Below are 17745 nucleotides of genomic sequence, written 5' to 3' on the forward strand. Positions count from 1 at the left end.
CTGAACAAGATGTTTTTGAACAAATAAGAAAATGTTTTAGGTAAGATTATAGACTACATAGATTATATGTAGTCTATGTGTAAAACGAGTAAAATCAATCAGTGTACAAGTAGGTACACTAGATATATGGAGGAGTGTTAATATATGAAATATATTGTAGTGCTAGGAGACGGGATGGCAGATTATCCTGTAAAAGAGTTAAATAACAAAACCCCTATTCAATATGCTAATACCCCTACAATTGATTATATGGCAAAGCACGGTACCTTAGGTATGGTTAAAACTGTACCAGAGGGAATGCCAGCAGGAAGCGATACAGCAAACATGGGAGTCTTCGGATACAATCCATCTGTTTATTATAGTGGACGTTCACCCTTTGAAGCAGCAAGCATGAGAGTAGCTATGACAGATACAGATATTACCTTTAGATGTAATTTGGTAACTGTATCAGAAGACGAGCCCTACGAGGAAAAAATAATGTTAGATCATAGTGCTGGTGAAATAACAACTGAGGAATCCGCGGAATTAATAAGTGCATTAAATGAATATTTAAGCACAGAGGCAATAAAATTTTATCCAGGTATTAGCTATAGACATCTTATGATATGGGATAATGGTCCCTACCAGTGGAAGCTTACACCACCCCATGATATTCTGGGGCAAAAGGTAAAAAACTATATGCCTGGAGGTTTGAAAAGTGAAGTAATTGATGAAATGATAAGAAAAAGCAACAAATTTTTATCTCAGCATGATATAAATAAAAAAAGAGTTGCTAAAGGATTAAACCCAGCTAATTCAATATGGATTTGGGGTGAAGGAAAGAAACCACTTTTATCTAACTTTTATGAAAAATATAAATTAAAAGGCTCAGTAGTTTCCGCTGTTGATTTAATTAAAGGAATAGGTTTATGTGCGGGACTGGACGTTATTGATGTGGAAGGAGCAACTGGAAATATTGATACTAATTATATAGGCAAAGCAAAGGCAGCACTTATAGAACTTGCAAAGGGTAATGATTTTGTGTATATTCACGTGGAAGCTCCAGATGAATGTGGGCATAGACACGAAGTAGAAAATAAATATAAGGCTATAGAATATATAGATAACCAGATAGTAAAGGTTGTTAAAGAGGAATTGGAGAGAATAGGTGAAGATTATAAAATGATAATACTTCCCGATCATCCAACGCCGTTGGCTCTTAGGACACATACTAGTGAGCCAGTTCCATTTTTAATATATCAAAGCAATAATGAGATGGACAACCCTAATGGATGTTATGACGAATTTTTGGCAAAAGACACAGATTTATATTTTCCAGAAGGATATAAGTTAATGGATTACTTTTTGAAAGACATAAAGTAGGAGGGGATGAATAATATGAAACAAATATATTATAAGAGTACTAGAGGAAATGGAGTGGAAGTAACATCTGCAGAAGCTATTGCGCGAGGACTATGCAGCGATGGTGGCCTTTTTGTACCAACATCAATACCAAAGTTAGCTATAGAACTTAAAGAATTGATGAATATGAATTATAAACAGTTAGCATTAACTATAATGAAGGAATTTCTAACGGATTATGAGGAAGATGACTTAAAGGCATGTATACATAAGGCATATGATAAAAAATTTGATACACCTATTATTGCTCCACTAGTAAAGCATGGTCAATCATATTTTTTAGAGCTATACCATGGACCTACTTTAGCTTTTAAGGATATGGCATTATCTATACTACCATACTTATTAAAAAGTGCAGTGAAAAAGTTAAACAATGATAAAGAAATGATTATTCTTACGGCTACCTCTGGTGATACAGGGAAAGCGGCTTTGGAAGGTTTTGCAAATGTAGATGGTACAAAAATAATAGTTTTTTTTCCAGAGCAAGGTGTAAGTGAGATTCAAAAGAGGCAGATGGTAACACAAACTGGAGATAATACCTTTGTTATAGGTATTAATGGAAACTTTGATGATGCACAAGATGGAGTTAAGCAGATGCTTACAAATAAGGACCTTCTGAAACAATTGGATGATAAGGGTAGTATGTTTTCATCAGCTAATTCAATAAATATAGGAAGGCTAATACCTCAGGTTGTATATTATTTTTACGCATATACTCAGCTATGTAATAGAGGGGACATAAAAATAGGGGAAGAGATAAATTTTTCTGTTCCTACTGGAAACTTTGGTGACATATTGGCAGGATATTATGCAAAGAAAATGGGACTTCCAATTAAAAAGTTGATATGTGCTTCAAATGAAAATAAGGTTTTATTTGATTTTATAAATACAGGAACTTATGATAAAGTAAGGGATTTTGTAATTACCATGTCTCCTTCAATGGATATATTGATTTCAAGCAACCTTGAAAGATTGTTATATGCTATTAGTGGACAAGATTCAGTGGTTATAAAAAATCTTATGGAGCAGCTTAATAAAAATGGTAAATATAAAATTAATAGTACAATGAAAAGTGACCTAGGTGACTTTTTTGGAGGTTATGCAACTGAAGTGGAAACTTCTAATGCTATAACTGAAGTTTACAAAAATACTAATTATGTAATTGATACACATACAGCAGTTTCCTATGTGGTTTACAAAAAATATTTAGAGGCAACAAAAGATGCTACAAAGACAGTAATAGTTTCTACTGCAAGCCCCTACAAATTTACTCCAGAAGTAATGAAATCAATAGATACAAAATATACAGGACTAAATGATTTTGAATTAATAAGTGAACTTAGCAAAATAACAAACATTGATATTCCAGCAGGTATAGTGGACTTAGAAAAGAGACCGGTGCTTCACAAAACTGTATGCGCAAAGAATGAAATGCAAAAGCAAATCGAAAAGATACTTAAATTATAAAATTATAAAATTATAAATAGTAAGGGGCAGAAATTATGGAAATTATAGTTGCAAAATTTGGTGGAAGTTCATTATGTGATAGTCATCAATTTAAGAAAGTAAAAGATATTGTAATGTCGGATGATAGGCGGGCCTACGTTGTGCCATCAGCTCCAGGTAAGAGAAAAAAGGGCGATTATAAAATCACAGATCTTTTATATTTATGTCATGAACATGTGGAAAAATCGCTACCCTTTGATGAATTATTCAAATTAATTGAGGAAAGATATACTACTCTGTGTAGCGAATTAGAGCTTTCATTAGACATTTTCAAGTATTTAAGTGATCTTAAGGAAAGAATAATTAATGGGGCTTCAGAAGAATATGTAGCAAGCCGAGGGGAATATCTAAACGGCTTAATACTAGCTGAGTATTTAGGATATGAATTTATTGATGCTGCTGAGATTATTGTTTTTAAGAAAAGTGGGAGGTTGGATGAAAAAGCAACCTATGATCTTATTAATAGTAGATTACCTAAGGAGGGAAAAGCTGTAATACCAGGGTTTTATGGTGCCTCTATAGATGGTAAAATAAGAACCTTTTCAAGGGGTGGTTCGGATATTACAGGAGCAATAATTGCCAGGGGTGTAGGGGCAATAGTTTATGAAAATTGGACAGATGTGGCAGGTTTCTTAATGGCAGATCCCAGTATTGTTGTGGAACCTAAACATATTGAAGAGGTAACATATAAAGAACTTAGAGAACTTTCATATATGGGGGCAAATGTTTTTCATGAAGAGGCAATTTTTCCTGTTAAAAATAATGGAATTCCAATAAATATAAGAAATACCAATAACCCAATGGAAAAGGGAACCACTATTTTAAATAATAAATTAGATGTTAAAGTGGGAAATATTACAGGAATTGCAGGAAAAAAAGATTTTACAGTAATAGCAATTGAAAAAACACTTATGAATAGACATATAGGATATTGCCGTAGGATTCTCTCAATCCTTGAAAATAATAATGTAGCCTTTGAGCATATACCATCGGGGATAGATTCAGTTTCATTGGTAATTGATGATTTGCAGCTGGACAATAAGCTTGATATAATATTAGAAGAAATTGAAAATCAATGTAAACCAGATTCTTTAGTAGCCTATCCTAATATGGCATTAATAGCAGTAGTGGGGGAAGGAATGATAAGAACTAAGGGGATTTCAGCTAAATTATTTAGTGCCCTATCGAAAAATAATATTAATATTAGAATGATAAATCAGGGCTCAAGTGAATTAAGCATCTTTGTTGGTGTAGAAAATGAGGACTTTGAAAATGCAATTAGAGCAGTTTACAAAGCCTTCGAAGATTAAGAATCACTTTCGGTGCTGTTAGTATATAGGAAAGGAGAGATCAATATGGAAAAAGTAAAAATAGCAATTTTAGGTTTTGGAAATGTTGGCACAGGTGTATGGAAGATACTTAAGGAAAATAAAAAAGAAATAATGAAACGTTCAAACTATGAAATAGAGGTAGCTAAAATACTAGTAAAAGATATAAATAAAAAAAGAGATATTATTATATCTGAGGGAATATTGACAGATAATATTGATGATATTATAAATGATGAAAGTATAAAAATTGTAGTTGAACTTATAGGTGGAAGAGGTGTTGCTAAGCAGTACATGATACGTGCAATGAAAGCTAAAAAGCACATTGTAACTGCTAATAAATTAGTTATTGCAAATTGGGGCGAAGAGCTATTTAAAATAGCAGATGAAGAAAAGGTACTATTTTATTATGAAGCAAGTGTGGCTGGCGGAATTCCAATAATAAGGGAAATTAAGGAGAGTCTCACAGCCAATAGAATTCAGCAGATAGTTGGAATTATAAATGGAACAACAAATTATATATTAAGTAAAATGACTAATGATGGAATTAGTTTTGATGAATCATTAAAAGAGGCTCAAGCAAAGGGTTTTGCAGAAGCAGATCCAACTTCTGATGTGGATGGTTATGATGCGGTGTATAAACTAGCTATAATGGCTTCACTGTCCTTTGGGACAAAGGTTGATCATGATGCTATTTATAGGGAAGGAATAAGAAATATTAGTTCCTTGGATATAGAGTATGCTAAAAAATTCGGTTATACAATAAAATTACTTGCCATAGCAAAAGAAGAAAATAACAAATTAGAGCTAAGAGTACATCCAACCCTAGTACCCTCTAGCCACCCCATGGCAAATGTAAATGATGTCTTTAATGCCATTATGATAAAGGGAAATGCGGTGGGAGAACTAATGCTATATGGTAAGGGTGCAGGGGATTTACCAACTGGAAGTGCAGTTGTAGGTGATATAATATCTATATTAAGAAATAATGTAAAGCCAGCCGATCTAAGTGATATTAATGAGGAAGTTGAATTTAAAGAAATAAAAAAACCGGAAGAAAATGAATCAGAATTTTATATAAGACTTAATGTTAAAGATAGAGCAGGAGTTTTAGGAGATACAGCGAAAATATTTGGTGAAAATAATGTTAGCATTATATCCATGACCCAAGATGTAAGGGATGAAGATGATGTGCCATTAGCATTTATTATCCATAAAAGTGTTGAAAGGGATGTAAGAAATTCTCTTAAAAAAATAAAATTATTGGAAAATGTTAACACGGTAGAAAGTATAATAAGAATAGAATCCTTTAATTAGTAAATATTTTATGTTGAATTTATGAAAAATGTGTTATTATCATATGTGTCTATCTTATCTTGCAATTATTGGTGTTTCCATAATGGGATTTATAGCAAGTATATTTTAGAAAAAAACGATATGTTGAATAGGAGAGATTGATAAATGCAATTTATTGAGATAATCAAGGCAATTATTCTTGGTATTGTTGAGGGTATAACTGAATGGTTACCTATTAGCAGTACGGGGCATATGATTTTGGTTGATGAATTTTTACAGCTCAGCATGAGCAGCGCTTTTAAAGAAATGTTTTATGTAGTTATTCAGCTTGGAGCAATCATGGCGGTTGTGGTTTTGTATTGGAAAATGCTGATTCCATTTTCATTTAAAGAAAAGTTAAGTATAAAAAAGGATATAATGTCGCTATGGTTTAAAATTCTAGTAGCATGTGTTCCGGCAGCAATCATTGGTCTGGTGTTTGATAATAAAATCAATGCACTGTTTTATAATTATCAGACCGTTGCAGTTACTCTAATTCTGTATGGTGTTCTGTTTATTATTATTGAGAGAAGAAACATAAACAAAATACCAAATATTAATGAATTATCACAAATTTCATATAAAACTGCAATGATGATAGGAGTATTTCAAGCATTGGCATTAATTCCTGGCACATCACGTTCGGGAGCAACAATAGTGGGTGCCATACTAATAGGTACATCAAGAACAGTTGCAGCAGAATTTACATTTTTCCTTGCTATTCCTGTTATGTTCGGAGCAAGCCTTTTGAAAATTCTTAAATTCGGTTTAATATTTACTAGTACTGAACTTAGTATTTTATTTACAGGGATGATAGTTGCTTTTCTAGTGTCAATATTGTCTATTAAATTTTTAATGGTGTATATCAAGAAGCATGATTTTACTGCATTCGGTTGGTATAGGATTGTGCTTGGAATTATAGTTATTATATATTTTGGACTTATAGCTTAAAGTTATTATATGTGCTAGCAAAAAAAAGGTACTTACTACGTAATATTATTATGTGGTAAGTACCTTTTTTATTTTATAGGAAACAGCTTGCGGAATGCCTGCTTGAACATAAGCAAAATCATCCTTGAATACTATTGTTCTTATTGCTATGCAAGTATCCATATCATCATCATATGAAAAATAACCAACGGCACCGGAATATATACCGCGCCTCACATTTTCCAGCTTATCAATAATTTCCATGGCCCTTATCTTTGGCGCTCCAGACACGGTACCTACAGGTAAACAAGACTTAAGCGCATCAAAGCAATTTAATTCGGACTTTAGTGTGCCTGACACCTTTGAACATATGTGCATTACATGGGAGAATAATTCTACCTCCATAAATTTATCTAGCTTAACAGATCCAAATTCACTAATTTTACCTATATCATTTCTACCCAAATCCACTAGCATTAGATGCTCTGCCAGCTCCTTTTCATCCTTTAACAATTCTTCTTTAAGTTGCTGGTCTTCTTTTGTATTTTATCCTCAAATTCACTTTGGGTTAAATTAACCATTTTATTACCACCTCTTTATTTTTTTGTAAAACAAAAAACACTTCATCCCTATAATGGGACGAAGTGACCGCGGTGCCACCCATATTGTTATTTAGGTGCAAAAAAAATAAAAACACTCCATCCTATAAAAGGACGAAATGTAAAATTTCGTTTACCACCTAAATAACTATCTTTGTCAGGCACGGATTTCTCGATTGCCCTGTCCCTGTAACTGTGGACTATCCGGTTAATGCTACTACTAGTTCGCATCACATCTCACAGAACCATTCAATAACGGCTACAGTACCCAGCTTTCACTATTCCGGATTCGCTTAAACTAAATTCCCTTATCTACTATTTCTGCTCATTGATATTGTTTAACATGATACATCTTTAATTAATAATTGTCAACTATTATAATTGCATGTATCTAAAATATATAATTGAAAGTATGTAAAACATTTGAAATGCATATTAATATTCTATATAATTAAATAAGGACATAATTGTGAGGTGATGATAAACAGCAACAAGAACAACTTACAATAAAAATTGATGGTAGTTACGGAAAGAGAATTTTAAAGAAGGATTTGTTTGTAGGTTCTATTACCGTCGGCAACTTGCGTTGTGATGGAGTTGAAATATCTGTTGGTGATAGTTCGAGTTTTCTGACATATATTAATAAAAATACAGAACGTGGTAAGACCTACTATGGAGAAATGTTCACAGATAACAAACTTACCCAATTAACCATTTCTGTACTTGGTGAAGAGGGCATTATGATTTCTGCCCCTGCGAAGGATAGGGTAGATGCTGTCAAAATATCTAATGAGTTAATGAAAAATGTTTTAGAAGAAAATTTTAAATTTAAATAAATTTTTATAATCAACCTTCAGGTACGATGTTATTGTAAAGTTTATGAATTATAAAAAAATATATGGTATTTTATGAGCCAACATATATAAAAATGCTAGTTGTATAGTATATTTAGTTATTTTGATGTAATATCAATAGTTTTACTATCAATTTGAACATGATTACTGTCTATCCACTTAACAATATCATTACCATCTCCATAATTACCAGAGTAAATAAACGTATTTTTCTTAAATAAATAAAAATATTTTTCTGCTATATATACACGAGTAGATCCACCTACAGCACCATTGTCTATAGAATATACTTCAATCATCTGTTTGTTACTTGGTGAATCTACCGTCTTAACTAATTTTACAGATGTAAAAATTAATCTCACAACCAAGAAAAATAACATTGCAATTAAAAGTAGGCTATATGAAAGAGTAGAAAAAAATTTAGAAATGGTATGGGACTTTTCCGAAGAAAATAATGGGAATAACAACAATGATGGAAATATAAAGAATAATGGGACAACAATAAAAGTTACATATGTTATATATATAAGTAACAAATTGAATAGTATAAAGAAGCCATGATGAATTCTTAAAGAATAATTCTTACGAATAATTACAATAGTTATAATTGACAAAATAACATATATACCATAGTAAATATTTTGTGCAATATTAGATATAAAATAAAAACTATTTAAAGACAATACACTAGAAATTAATAGAGCTATTCCTATAATCCAGATTTTTTCACTAATTAAATTTTTGAAATTCATTTAGTCCTCCTAATATACAATTATATACATTTTAATTATATTCTAATATTTAGAAAATATCAATTATTAAGATATAGTGTTTTATGTGATGTCAAAATATAAGTAGTATTTTCAGTGTTGAAAATAAAAACCCCACGCCTTAAGACGTGGGATTGTTTTATGCTAATTATTCAGAGCTGAGATTTTTGAAGTAGATTTTAAGTGATATATTTCAGAAGCTCTAGATGTTTTTAAATTATCACTTTTGTTAAGTTCCTCATGGCTTATAGTACTTTCTACTATATATAGTGGCCTGTTTTTACCTTCATCAGAAATTCTTGCAATATACTCACCCATAATAGCAAAAAAGCAAGATATTATTCCAAACATCATTAAGTTAATGCCTAGGATTAGTCCTAGACTTAGTAGGCTAGTGTGGTTAACCATGGAGGTTATGATATTACTAATTAATGTGACAGTACCTATAAAACCAGTAAATCCACCAAAGTAGCCAGCTAGAACTAATGGTTTATAAGAGAAAGAAGTTATGCCATCAAAAGCTAATTTCATCATTTTCTTTAGTGAATATTTAGTTTCACCAGCAAATCTTTCCTTACGTGAAAATTCTACAAAGGTTTGTTTATATCCAACCCAACTAACTAAACCTCGTATATATCTATTTTTTTCTGGTAATGAATTTAGCGCATCACATACTTTTCTATCTATAAGTCTAAAATCTCCGGTATCAACAGGTATATCGATTGTTGTCATGCTTTTTAGTAATCTATAATAAGATTTAGCAGTGAATTTTTTGAAGAAGGTTTCACCTTCTCGCTTAATTCTTTTTCCATAAACAACATCATAGCCTTGTTTCCATTTTTTAGCCATTTCTAAAATAGCTTCTGGAGGATCTTGAAGGTCTGCATCTATTACAATAATAGCATCACCCAAAGCCACGTTCATTCCTGCAGTTATTGCAGCTTGATGCCCAAAGTTTCTTGAAAAATTTATAAGCTTTATACTCTTATCTTTTCTACATATATCTTCTATCATTTCCCTTGTTCTGTCTGAACTTCCATCATTAACAAATAGAATTTCATATGCTTCAATTGTGCGATCCATTACGGATTTTAATCTACAATAGCTTTCATTTATTACAAGTTCTTCATTATACAAAGGTACCACTAAAGAATAAACAATTCCATTGGTCATATTTATCATTCCCTCCACATTAATTTGTTACTGCAACTCTATAATTAAAATTATAGGGTCAAATTGTATCAGTAGTATCAAATTAATATGTGAACTTTATGTGAGACTATTATTTTAGTTGTTTAAAACAATAGACCATTTTCCATTCTTATCTTTTAAAACATTTATATTTACAATCCCATCCTTATTAAAATCAGAAGTAAATTCACTGCTAAGAGTACTTTGGTTATTTTTATCTTCGAATTCTACTTTATAAGTACAATTTTCTTGTACACCCATATCAAAATATGAATGCTGGTTAGACTTTAGATAACTATCAATAAAGTCAGCTTTATCAACTCTTTGAATGGCTATATTGGTAATAATCTCAGAACTTTTATTTGCTATAATCAAATTAGTCTGCATGTGTTTTTCAGAACAGGAAGATAATAAAAGTGTCATAATTATGCAACCTAATATGGTTAGATATGATATGCTTTTCATTTTCATCCATTCCTTTCAAATATTATAATATAGTATTGAAGTTAAATTTTGAATATATGAATTTTTCTTATTTTCTCAATGATCTTTGATATTTAATAAAAGTAATACTAAAATGAATAGTACGTTTGTTGCTAAAAGTTATTTATAATTATTTTGTTGATGAGAGAAACTTAAGTAAGAGCTTGGATATAAAATAGCCTATAATAGTGAAAAGAGAGGCCCAAATCGCAAATAATCCTAACCTTTCGCTTTCCAAAGTTAAACCAGCTAAAAGCCCTGAGCATATTGAAACACCACAGATAAATACAGGTTTTAAATTTTTAAAGACTATTAGTCTTAAATTATATTCTAAATTTCTCTTTTTATAGGATACATAGGATAAGTACAAAAATAAACAAGTTAATATAAAAAGTACTAATAGCTTTAACTTATAATTTGTATAATAGAAAGTCCTATACATATCTTTATTACTATTTTCTTCTGTATTAATCCAGATCTGCCCAGGTGAATTATAAATATAAATATTTAGCCACTTATGTAGCCAATCTCCGATTTTATTAAAAGCAAAATACCCTAAATTCATAATATGGTATTTTATAATTATGCGCAGTGATGCCAGTGTTATAAGGTAGGGCACTATAAGTATAATTGCACCAACTACACCGGATACAATGCTATTTCCCATAACTGTCTGTACTAGCATCATAAAAGTAAAAATGCAAATGTACTGAAATGTATCCATAAAAAACCATTTAACTATATCAGAGTATGGATTTAAAGTTGTATCAAGGCCATTAATATTTGCAAAATAAAACAAGCTTAAAATTATATATGTTACTACAAAACTTATAAGTAGACTTAGTACCCCAATAATCCATTTATTAAGTATTATATCTTTTCTTGTAAAGGGCATAGAAGCTATAAAACCTTGAGTTTCGCTGGTTTTCTCTCCTATAAATAAAATTATGGCGAGCATTACTACAGCAAATATCATTACGTTAGAATAAGTAGTCCGAACATAAAGTCCATTATTGAACCATCTATCAGTCCATACTTTACCATTTTGTTGCAAACATATTTTATTCTGATTTAATACTAATATAACCCCATAAACCTTATAATATAAAAGTATGAAAATAGTTAAAAGGGTTACCCACCTTACATTTATCCATTCCTTATAGAAAAGTGCCTTATTTATTATTTTATTCATTTTTACCCTCCTCTTCTACGAAATATATAAACATATCCTCAAGGCTCATATCTAAAATTTCTATAAAGTCAGCCCCCAGGTCATAAAGCTTTTGTTCAAAGTCACTTGTGTAATTTTTAGTAACTATGTAATTTACTCTACCTATAGTTTCAACCTTAATTACACCATCAAGAGAAGAGAGAGTTTTATTTATATCAGCTGCATCTTTAAATACTACTTGAATTTTTTTTAGACTATTTTTAGCTTCTTCTATAGAACCCATAAGTTTTATTTCACCATTTTTAATTATTGCTATATTATCACATATTCTCTCGATATGATCTAAATGATGTGAGGAAATAAATACAGTTACATCTCTTGATGCGACTTCATCTACAATGATGGACATTATTTCTTTTTTAATTACAGGATCAAGACCGGATGTGGGTTCGTCAAGTATTAGAATGTCAGGTTTTATGCTCAGGTTTAAAAGTATAGAAACTCTCATTTTCATGCCTTTGGAAAGTTCCCTTATTCTTCTATTTACAGGAATTTTAAATTTTATATTAAGTTCATTAAATCTCTCCTGTGAAAAATCATTATAGGCTTTCTTATAAAATTTTAAGAGCTCTTTTACTTTGAAAGATGAAAAATATTGATTTTCATCGGATACATAACCTATCCTCTGTTTAACACTATTATTATCAAAAACCTCTTCACCACCTATTAAAATACTGCCTTCATCAATTCTGTAAATACCTGTTAGGCATTTTATAAGTGTAGTCTTACCCGCACCGTTTTCACCGATTATTCCAAATATACTCCCCTTATTTACATTAAGATTAACATTTTTTAGAATATACCTATCGTCTATCCTCATGCTCACATTTTTTATATCTATCAAGATGACACCCCCCCATTCTATAAATTTCTAATAGTTAAAACTCGTTATAAATTTCATTCATTATATTAATTAACTTATCCTTATCAACTCCTATATAATGTGCTTCTATAATTATTTTCTTCATATGTTCTCTAATTTCTTTCAACTTTTCTTCATCCATTACAGGTTGAAAATTTTCTACTACAAAGGTTCCTTTTCCTCGTATAACTTCAATTGCTTTCATTCGCTCTAACTCATTATAGGCTTTGCTTATAGTATTAGGATTGATTGTTATAAGTGAAGCAAGTTCACGTACAGAAGGCAGTTTATCTCCCGGTTTTAATATTCCTTTTAATATATTTTCCTTTATCTTCTCAATAATCTGCTCATAAATAGGTTTACTGCTTCTGCTATCGATATTTATCAAGGGGTTCACCTTCTTTCAAACAATTAATTTTCTTTTTTATTTGAGATATGTGTATTATGTGTACTACTTCATGTAGTACACATATAAATATAGTACAATAGATTTACATTGTCAAGTGTGATTTGTGAAATATTACAATATTTATAATGGAATAATTAATTAAGATGCTCCTTTTTAGGATTAAAAACAGTTGAGTAGAATAGAATATTTTAAGTGGATAATTTTTTCGAAAGCATATTGAATAATATATCTCAGGAGATGATTAGTTTTGAGTTCTAATATTATTTTATTGATAATTCTCGCTGCTGCCATATTTGGAAAGGCTAATTCAGTTGCTATCGCTACATGTTTATTGCTTATGCTAAAACTCTTAGGACTAGACAGATATGTATATCCGGTTATAGAAAAAAATGGAATTACAGGGGGACTTATATTTCTTATAGCCGCTATAATGATACCTATTGCAAGTGGACGCATTACAACAGATAATATAAAAAACGTATTTACATCCTGGATAGGTATAACAGCCCTAGTTCTTTCGTTCTTAACAACATATTTAAGTGGACAAGGATTGAACTATCTTACTGTTCAGGGACATAGCGATATTATGCCTGCTATGATAATAGGTGCAGTTGCTGCGGCAGCTTTTTTAGGAGGGGTACCTGTGGGACCACTTATTACATCAGGGATGGTAGCTTTATTTGCAAAGATGATCCATAAATAAAAGCCTTGGTTTTAAAAAAACCAAGGCTTTTATTTCTTACATATGCTTAAGCATAGACATCTATTTTATTTTTAGTAGAATTTGTAATAGCTTTTAATTTTTATGATCTTTATTTTCTAAAGTTTTCCTATAATTTAAATTATAATTGTCAATTGTTGCATTAATATAAAATAAATATGTAAACATTATGTGATAACACAAAGCAAAAACAACCGATGAGTTGTTGGCTGTTTTAAAGGGAGATAATCTTATATTATATCTTGTAGCTAGAATAATTACTTTGAAGGTAGTTCCTTCTTTTCGTTAATAAGGTGAAGTCTAAATGAGTACAGTAAATCAATTATAACTATAAACAACACTATAGAAAGATCAATTATAGAATCCGTTCCTGTATTATATAAAAATGGGAGATAACACAAAAGGGATACTAGAGGTATTATTATAGCTATATAAAATTTCTTTGGAAAACAAAATGCATATAATAGTGAAATTACATCGGCCATGAAGAAATATCTCTCATGCATTCTTGGTAATAAAAAGGGTACTATAACAGCTAACAATAATGATAGTTCTATAACATTTTCATACTTAATAACTTTTATATATTTAACACTTACAAAAAGGATAATAAGTACAACTGCAAAGGTAAATAATATTCCAATATAACCTACGAGAGTTGTATCGCTAAACAATTTACTAGGAATCCATTGATATATTGAGGGTGCGTTATAAGTTAAATTTTTATATTCGCCAGATTGAGTAGCATAAGTTAGCAAAATATCTTTAAGTGGTTTACCTACAATTAAGCTAGGTATATTTATAACCAAATAAGATATGGGTATAAGCAATAGATGATATATTTTAATTTTTTTCTTGAACAATAAAATTCCAAACAATGGCAGTAAAAAAATTGCTTGTAGTTTGAAGGATAGTGCAATTCCATAAAATATTATTGATGTAACTGGTTTTTCACATAGAATATAATAGATAGAACCAATAACAAAGGCAGTAAATATTATATCGCATTGCGCCCATACAGAGCCGTTAAATATAACCGTTGGAATTATAAGTACAAGTCCAAAAGATAGATAGTCTAATTTTTCATTTTTATATTTTATATTAACAATTTTCATAATATAAAGTGCAGTTATTAATTCAAAAACAAAAGATAACATTTTTACATAGAATAAGGTGTTTATATTTGTATAAGTGCCTATTGTTAATAAATATAGATAGGGCTGTGTGTAATCACCCATTGCATTTTTTAAAGCAATAAAGCCACCATCTGCTTTTATAGTATCAAACCATTTACTTACAAAGGAATTATAGTCTCCACTCATAAAAGGTAAACCTGGAATTCTAATAAGTATGGCAACCCATATAATAAAAGCTAATATAACAAATTTTTTAAAGAATCTTTTATTGTTATTCATAAATTTCCTCCAACTTAGTTCTCTGGTTTCTTGAAATCTCCATTTGAAGAACCTCCTTCAGGTTTATTACCATCATTTTTTTGGAATCCATGATGAGACATTGTACCATTTCCCTTTCGAGATGAATTATTATTTACGGCATGGGATGTGGTATATTTGTATGCAAACAAAAGGGTTCCTATCATAACTGAGAGAGTTAACATAACTGCTAAGGTTGAGGTTAATATATTTTTACTTATTTTCATGGTTTTATCCTCATCTTTCTTACTGTATTAAATTTTTCTATGGTTGTAGATTCTACATTAGTTATAGAATCGGCAACCATAGATTATTCATTTATATAAAATTGTGGTAATTGTTATTATTTTGTCGTAGTATCAGCGCCTTTTAAATCATATAAGGCTTGAGAATTTCCACCACCAAATTGCTGTGTTTTTGAATTTGCAGCTTTTGTGGTATCGCTAGTTTCGGCTGTTGTTGTTGCTTTTTTACTAGTTGTTGTTGCAGGTGAAGTTATTTCTTTATTAGTTGCAGTTGTAGAATCTTTCCATTTACTCTCTGCAACAAGTTTACCAGCTGATTGAGCCCAGGTAATGATATCATCAGTAGATCCGCCACCCTGGCCGCTCACCATTACATATCTTACTTCGCCCTTATTAACTAATTCCTTAAATTCTGCTAAGGTAAGTACTTTATCAGTTCCAAAGAATCCCCAAGTCATTACAGATTCATTGGTTTTAAGTATTATATCTGTTGCAACACCATTAGTAGATGAAGTTACAAGGATATATTTCTCAGTTGTTTTATTAGTCTGTAAGAATTTTATTAATTTAGTATTATCAGAAGTACCTGAACCTCCCATATCTGAAGTTCCTTTTGTTCCACTAGTTATTAAACTTAAACCAGCAGATGGCATGCTTCCAGACATAGCATTAAACATTGTAGTAGCAGACCAAAACATAGGGGTTATTAAGAGCCCTATTAAGGCAGTAGATACTAATATTTTCGATAGTTTTTCATTTTTATTTTTTAATAGTTTAAGGATGATCATTGTAATTGAAGAAACAAAACATAAAACAGCTAGTACAATCATTAAAATCTTAGGGATACTTGAAGTCTTATAATAATAAGATAAAATCAGTATCTGAACTAATCCATCTACAATAAGTGCTACTGGTAAAATCCAAGATTTAATTCCTTTCCCTTTATGAAGTTCCCACATCGACACAATCCCAATTCCAGCAAGAGCTGCTATTGGTGGGGCAAGCATTGTTAAATAATAAGGATGAAATAAACCTGTGGTGAAGCTGAAATATATAAATTCAGGTATTAACCACATTGACCATAAAATTAAAGCCAATTTTTTTCTGTTATCAAAAGCAGGCTTAAGTTTTTCTTTTAATGCAGCTGCTATTAATCCGAATAGTGCAAGAGGGAAAAACCAAATTATCTGATCTGACAAACTATTACTTGAAAATAATCTTGTAATACTAGATTTTTCTTGACCACCCATGTTACCACCGCCGCCGCCGTTAGATTTTCCACCTTGAGCTTGCCCACGTTGACCACCTCCTGCAGGTGGTGTGCCACGTTGTCCAGTTCCAGTAGGAGGGGTACCTCCTTGTGTTGCGCTTTGAGTGATATTATCATTGGCAGTACTTTCTGAGGATGATGTTGCTGCATTGTTTCCAGTAGGAGGAGTTCCACCAGGCATTCCTTGAGTGTTACCACTGCTTGTGCCTTTAGTGCTACTACTACTTCCAATTCCAAGTCGCTCTAGGCCGTTATGTCCAAATATAAGTTCTAGTTCTGAGTTATAAGTCGTACTGCTTCCTACGTAAGGCCTATTTGAAGCAGGTATTAAATCTACCACTACTGCCCAAGAAAAAGAAACAACCAGCAGAACCAATGTTCCTGCAATAAGATGGATTATTCTCTTTTTAAGTGAAACTACACTCGAAAGAATATAAGTTAAATATATAGCAGGAATTACCATGTATGCTTGAAGCATTTTTATATTGAAACCAATACCCACAATAGCTAAACTTATTAAAAGATATTTAAATTTTCCTTTATCAGCTGCTATGGAAATAGCCCAGCATGCAAGTAGAAGAGTTAGAACAAGTAAATTATCGCAAGTGTTATTTCTGCTTACAGCAACAAAAACTGGGGTCACTGCAAGAAATAATGCTGAAAGAAGACCAGCAACAGTTCCAAAGGATCTCTTAACAATAATGTATATTATTGCAACGGAGATTACTCCTGCAAGAGCCTGAGGAAGAAGAATGCTCCAGCCGCTAAATCCAAAGATTTTAGCGGAAATCGCTTGAAGCCAAAAACCTAGAGGGGGTTTATCAATAGTTATAAAACTAGTTGGGTCAAAAGCTACAAAAAAGAAATTTTTCCAGCTCATAGTCATGCTTTTTACACCAGCAGCATAATACAGATTTGAATACCCCTGTATGCTTAAATTAGTAAAATTTAAGATTCCTGACAATAACAAGATTAATGATAATAATAGCTTATCTTTTGAAAGTTTTAATTTTTTCATTTTAATTAGCTCCTTTTTAAAATGAGTAATGAGAGGAATAACAGTCATTCTCATAAGTATTTAAATATAGTTTTAATATTAATCACAGGCACATTGTTTTAACTTTATAAATTAGATTATAAAGTTAAATTGTAGTAGTAGTATCAAATAATTGTGTGA

At 31.0% G+C, this 17745-nt stretch carries 16 protein-coding genes and 1 pseudogene; 7 read left to right on the forward strand and 10 right to left on the reverse strand.

Annotation, left to right across the window (positions count from 1 at the left end; genetic code table 11):
- The first annotated feature begins 144 nt into the window (after positions 1–144).
- The 5 genes from ACREVU_RS18065 (at position 145) to ACREVU_RS18085 (ending at position 6521) form a co-directional block, all read left to right on the forward strand.
- Positions 145–1362 (forward strand): cofactor-independent phosphoglycerate mutase, encoded by a 1218-nt coding sequence (locus tag ACREVU_RS18065; protein ID WP_431552991.1) that lies wholly within the window; start codon positions 145–147, stop codon positions 1360–1362.
- 15 nt (positions 1363–1377) lie between these two features.
- Positions 1378–2868, forward strand: a complete 1491-nt coding sequence (gene thrC, locus ACREVU_RS18070) for a threonine synthase (RefSeq protein ID WP_431552992.1) — start codon at positions 1378–1380, stop codon at positions 2866–2868.
- Between the two features lie 35 nt (positions 2869–2903).
- Positions 2904–4217, forward strand: coding sequence for an aspartate kinase (locus ACREVU_RS18075; RefSeq protein WP_431552993.1), 1314 nt, complete (start codon positions 2904–2906; stop codon positions 4215–4217).
- Positions 4218–4262: 45 nt separating this feature from the next.
- Positions 4263–5552 (forward strand): homoserine dehydrogenase, encoded by a 1290-nt coding sequence (locus ACREVU_RS18080; protein ID WP_431552994.1) that lies wholly within the window; start codon positions 4263–4265, stop codon positions 5550–5552.
- A 144-nt stretch (positions 5553–5696) separates the two neighbouring features.
- A complete protein-coding gene (locus ACREVU_RS18085; protein WP_431552995.1) occupies positions 5697–6521 on the forward strand; it encodes an undecaprenyl-diphosphate phosphatase in 825 nt (274 codons plus the stop codon).
- 96 nt (positions 6522–6617) lie between these two features.
- Here the strand turns inward: ACREVU_RS18085 and ACREVU_RS18090 are convergent.
- A pseudogene (locus ACREVU_RS18090) lies at positions 6618–7040 on the reverse strand (chorismate-binding protein); the annotation flags it as partial.
- Positions 7041–7650: 610 nt separating this feature from the next.
- On the opposite strand from ACREVU_RS18090, the gene ACREVU_RS18095 reads away from it, so the two are divergent.
- Positions 7651–7935: a hypothetical protein gene (locus tag ACREVU_RS18095; RefSeq protein ID WP_431552996.1), complete on the forward strand. Its 285-nt coding sequence runs from the start codon at positions 7651–7653 to the stop codon at positions 7933–7935.
- A 116-nt stretch (positions 7936–8051) separates the two neighbouring features.
- Here the strand turns inward: ACREVU_RS18095 and ACREVU_RS18100 are convergent, their stop codons facing one another.
- The 6 genes from ACREVU_RS18100 to ACREVU_RS18125 form a co-directional block, all read right to left on the reverse strand.
- On the reverse strand, positions 8052–8705 hold the full coding sequence (locus ACREVU_RS18100) for a DUF5412 family protein (protein WP_431552997.1): 654 nt from the start codon (positions 8703–8705) through the stop codon (positions 8052–8054).
- A 162-nt stretch (positions 8706–8867) separates the two neighbouring features.
- A complete protein-coding gene (locus ACREVU_RS18105) occupies positions 8868–9896 on the reverse strand; it encodes a glycosyltransferase family 2 protein (protein WP_431552998.1) in 1029 nt (342 codons plus the stop codon).
- 114 nt (positions 9897–10010) lie between these two features.
- Complete coding sequence (locus ACREVU_RS18110; protein WP_431552999.1) at positions 10011–10337, reverse strand: hypothetical protein; 327 nt, start codon at positions 10335–10337, stop codon at positions 10011–10013.
- A 190-nt stretch (positions 10338–10527) separates the two neighbouring features.
- On the reverse strand, positions 10528–11589 hold the full coding sequence (locus ACREVU_RS18115) for an ABC transporter permease subunit (RefSeq protein WP_431553000.1): 1062 nt from the start codon (positions 11587–11589) through the stop codon (positions 10528–10530).
- Positions 11582–12472, reverse strand: a complete 891-nt coding sequence (locus ACREVU_RS18120) for an ABC transporter ATP-binding protein (protein WP_431553001.1) — start codon at positions 12470–12472, stop codon at positions 11582–11584. The genes ACREVU_RS18115 and ACREVU_RS18120 overlap by 8 nt, the downstream gene beginning before the upstream one ends.
- 34 nt (positions 12473–12506) lie before the next feature.
- On the reverse strand, positions 12507–12878 hold the full coding sequence (locus ACREVU_RS18125; RefSeq protein WP_431553002.1) for a GntR family transcriptional regulator: 372 nt from the start codon (positions 12876–12878) through the stop codon (positions 12507–12509).
- A 268-nt stretch (positions 12879–13146) separates the two neighbouring features.
- Here ACREVU_RS18125 and ACREVU_RS18130 point away from each other — a divergent pair, with 268 nt between their 5' ends.
- On the forward strand, positions 13147–13602 hold the full coding sequence (locus tag ACREVU_RS18130) for a DUF441 domain-containing protein (protein ID WP_431553003.1): 456 nt from the start codon (positions 13147–13149) through the stop codon (positions 13600–13602).
- Between the two features lie 275 nt (positions 13603–13877).
- Here ACREVU_RS18130 and ACREVU_RS18135 read toward each other — a convergent pair whose 3' ends face one another.
- From ACREVU_RS18135 to ACREVU_RS18145, 3 genes are all read right to left on the reverse strand, one after another.
- Positions 13878–15035 carry a putative hexosyltransferase gene (locus tag ACREVU_RS18135; RefSeq protein WP_431553004.1) on the reverse strand — a complete coding sequence of 386 codons (1158 nt, stop codon included), beginning with the start codon at positions 15033–15035 and terminating at the stop codon, positions 13878–13880.
- A gap of 14 nt (positions 15036–15049) precedes the next feature.
- Positions 15050–15280 (reverse strand): hypothetical protein, encoded by a 231-nt coding sequence (locus ACREVU_RS18140; RefSeq protein WP_431553005.1) that lies wholly within the window; start codon positions 15278–15280, stop codon positions 15050–15052.
- A 116-nt stretch (positions 15281–15396) separates the two neighbouring features.
- Complete coding sequence (locus tag ACREVU_RS18145) at positions 15397–17586, reverse strand: glycosyltransferase family 39 protein (protein ID WP_431553006.1); 2190 nt, start codon at positions 17584–17586, stop codon at positions 15397–15399.
- Between the last annotated feature and the right edge of the window lie 159 nt (positions 17587–17745).

The sequence above is a fragment of the Clostridium sp. genome (assembly GCF_050717535.1).
Classification (GTDB): Bacteria; Bacillota; Clostridia; order Clostridiales; family Clostridiaceae; genus Clostridium_AD.

What these genes read in the sequence shown, in the direction of transcription:
- ACREVU_RS18115 (WP_431553000.1), bottom strand. Translation starts at nt 11,589, where the DNA reads ATGAATAAAATAATAAATAAGGCACTTTTCTATAAGGAATGGATAAAT.
- ACREVU_RS18100 (WP_431552997.1), bottom strand. Translation starts at nt 8,705, where the DNA reads ATGAATTTCAAAAATTTAATTAGTGAAAAAATCTGGATTATAGGAATA.
- ACREVU_RS18135 (WP_431553004.1), bottom strand. Translation starts at nt 15,035, where the DNA reads ATGAATAACAATAAAAGATTCTTTAAAAAATTTGTTATATTAGCTTTT.
- ACREVU_RS18145 (WP_431553006.1), bottom strand. Translation starts at nt 17,586, where the DNA reads ATGAAAAAATTAAAACTTTCAAAAGATAAGCTATTATTATCATTAATC.
- thrC (WP_431552992.1), top strand. Translation starts at nt 1,378, where the DNA reads ATGAAACAAATATATTATAAGAGTACTAGAGGAAATGGAGTGGAAGTA.
- ACREVU_RS18140 (WP_431553005.1), bottom strand. Translation starts at nt 15,280, where the DNA reads ATGAAAATAAGTAAAAATATATTAACCTCAACCTTAGCAGTTATGTTA.
- ACREVU_RS18110 (WP_431552999.1), bottom strand. Translation starts at nt 10,337, where the DNA reads ATGACACTTTTATTATCTTCCTGTTCTGAAAAACACATGCAGACTAAT.
- ACREVU_RS18080 (WP_431552994.1), top strand. Translation starts at nt 4,263, where the DNA reads ATGGAAAAAGTAAAAATAGCAATTTTAGGTTTTGGAAATGTTGGCACA.
- ACREVU_RS18075 (WP_431552993.1), top strand. Translation starts at nt 2,904, where the DNA reads ATGGAAATTATAGTTGCAAAATTTGGTGGAAGTTCATTATGTGATAGT.
- ACREVU_RS18065 (WP_431552991.1), top strand. Translation starts at nt 145, where the DNA reads ATGAAATATATTGTAGTGCTAGGAGACGGGATGGCAGATTATCCTGTA.
- ACREVU_RS18105 (WP_431552998.1), bottom strand. Translation starts at nt 9,896, where the DNA reads ATGACCAATGGAATTGTTTATTCTTTAGTGGTACCTTTGTATAATGAA.
- ACREVU_RS18085 (WP_431552995.1), top strand. Translation starts at nt 5,697, where the DNA reads ATGCAATTTATTGAGATAATCAAGGCAATTATTCTTGGTATTGTTGAG.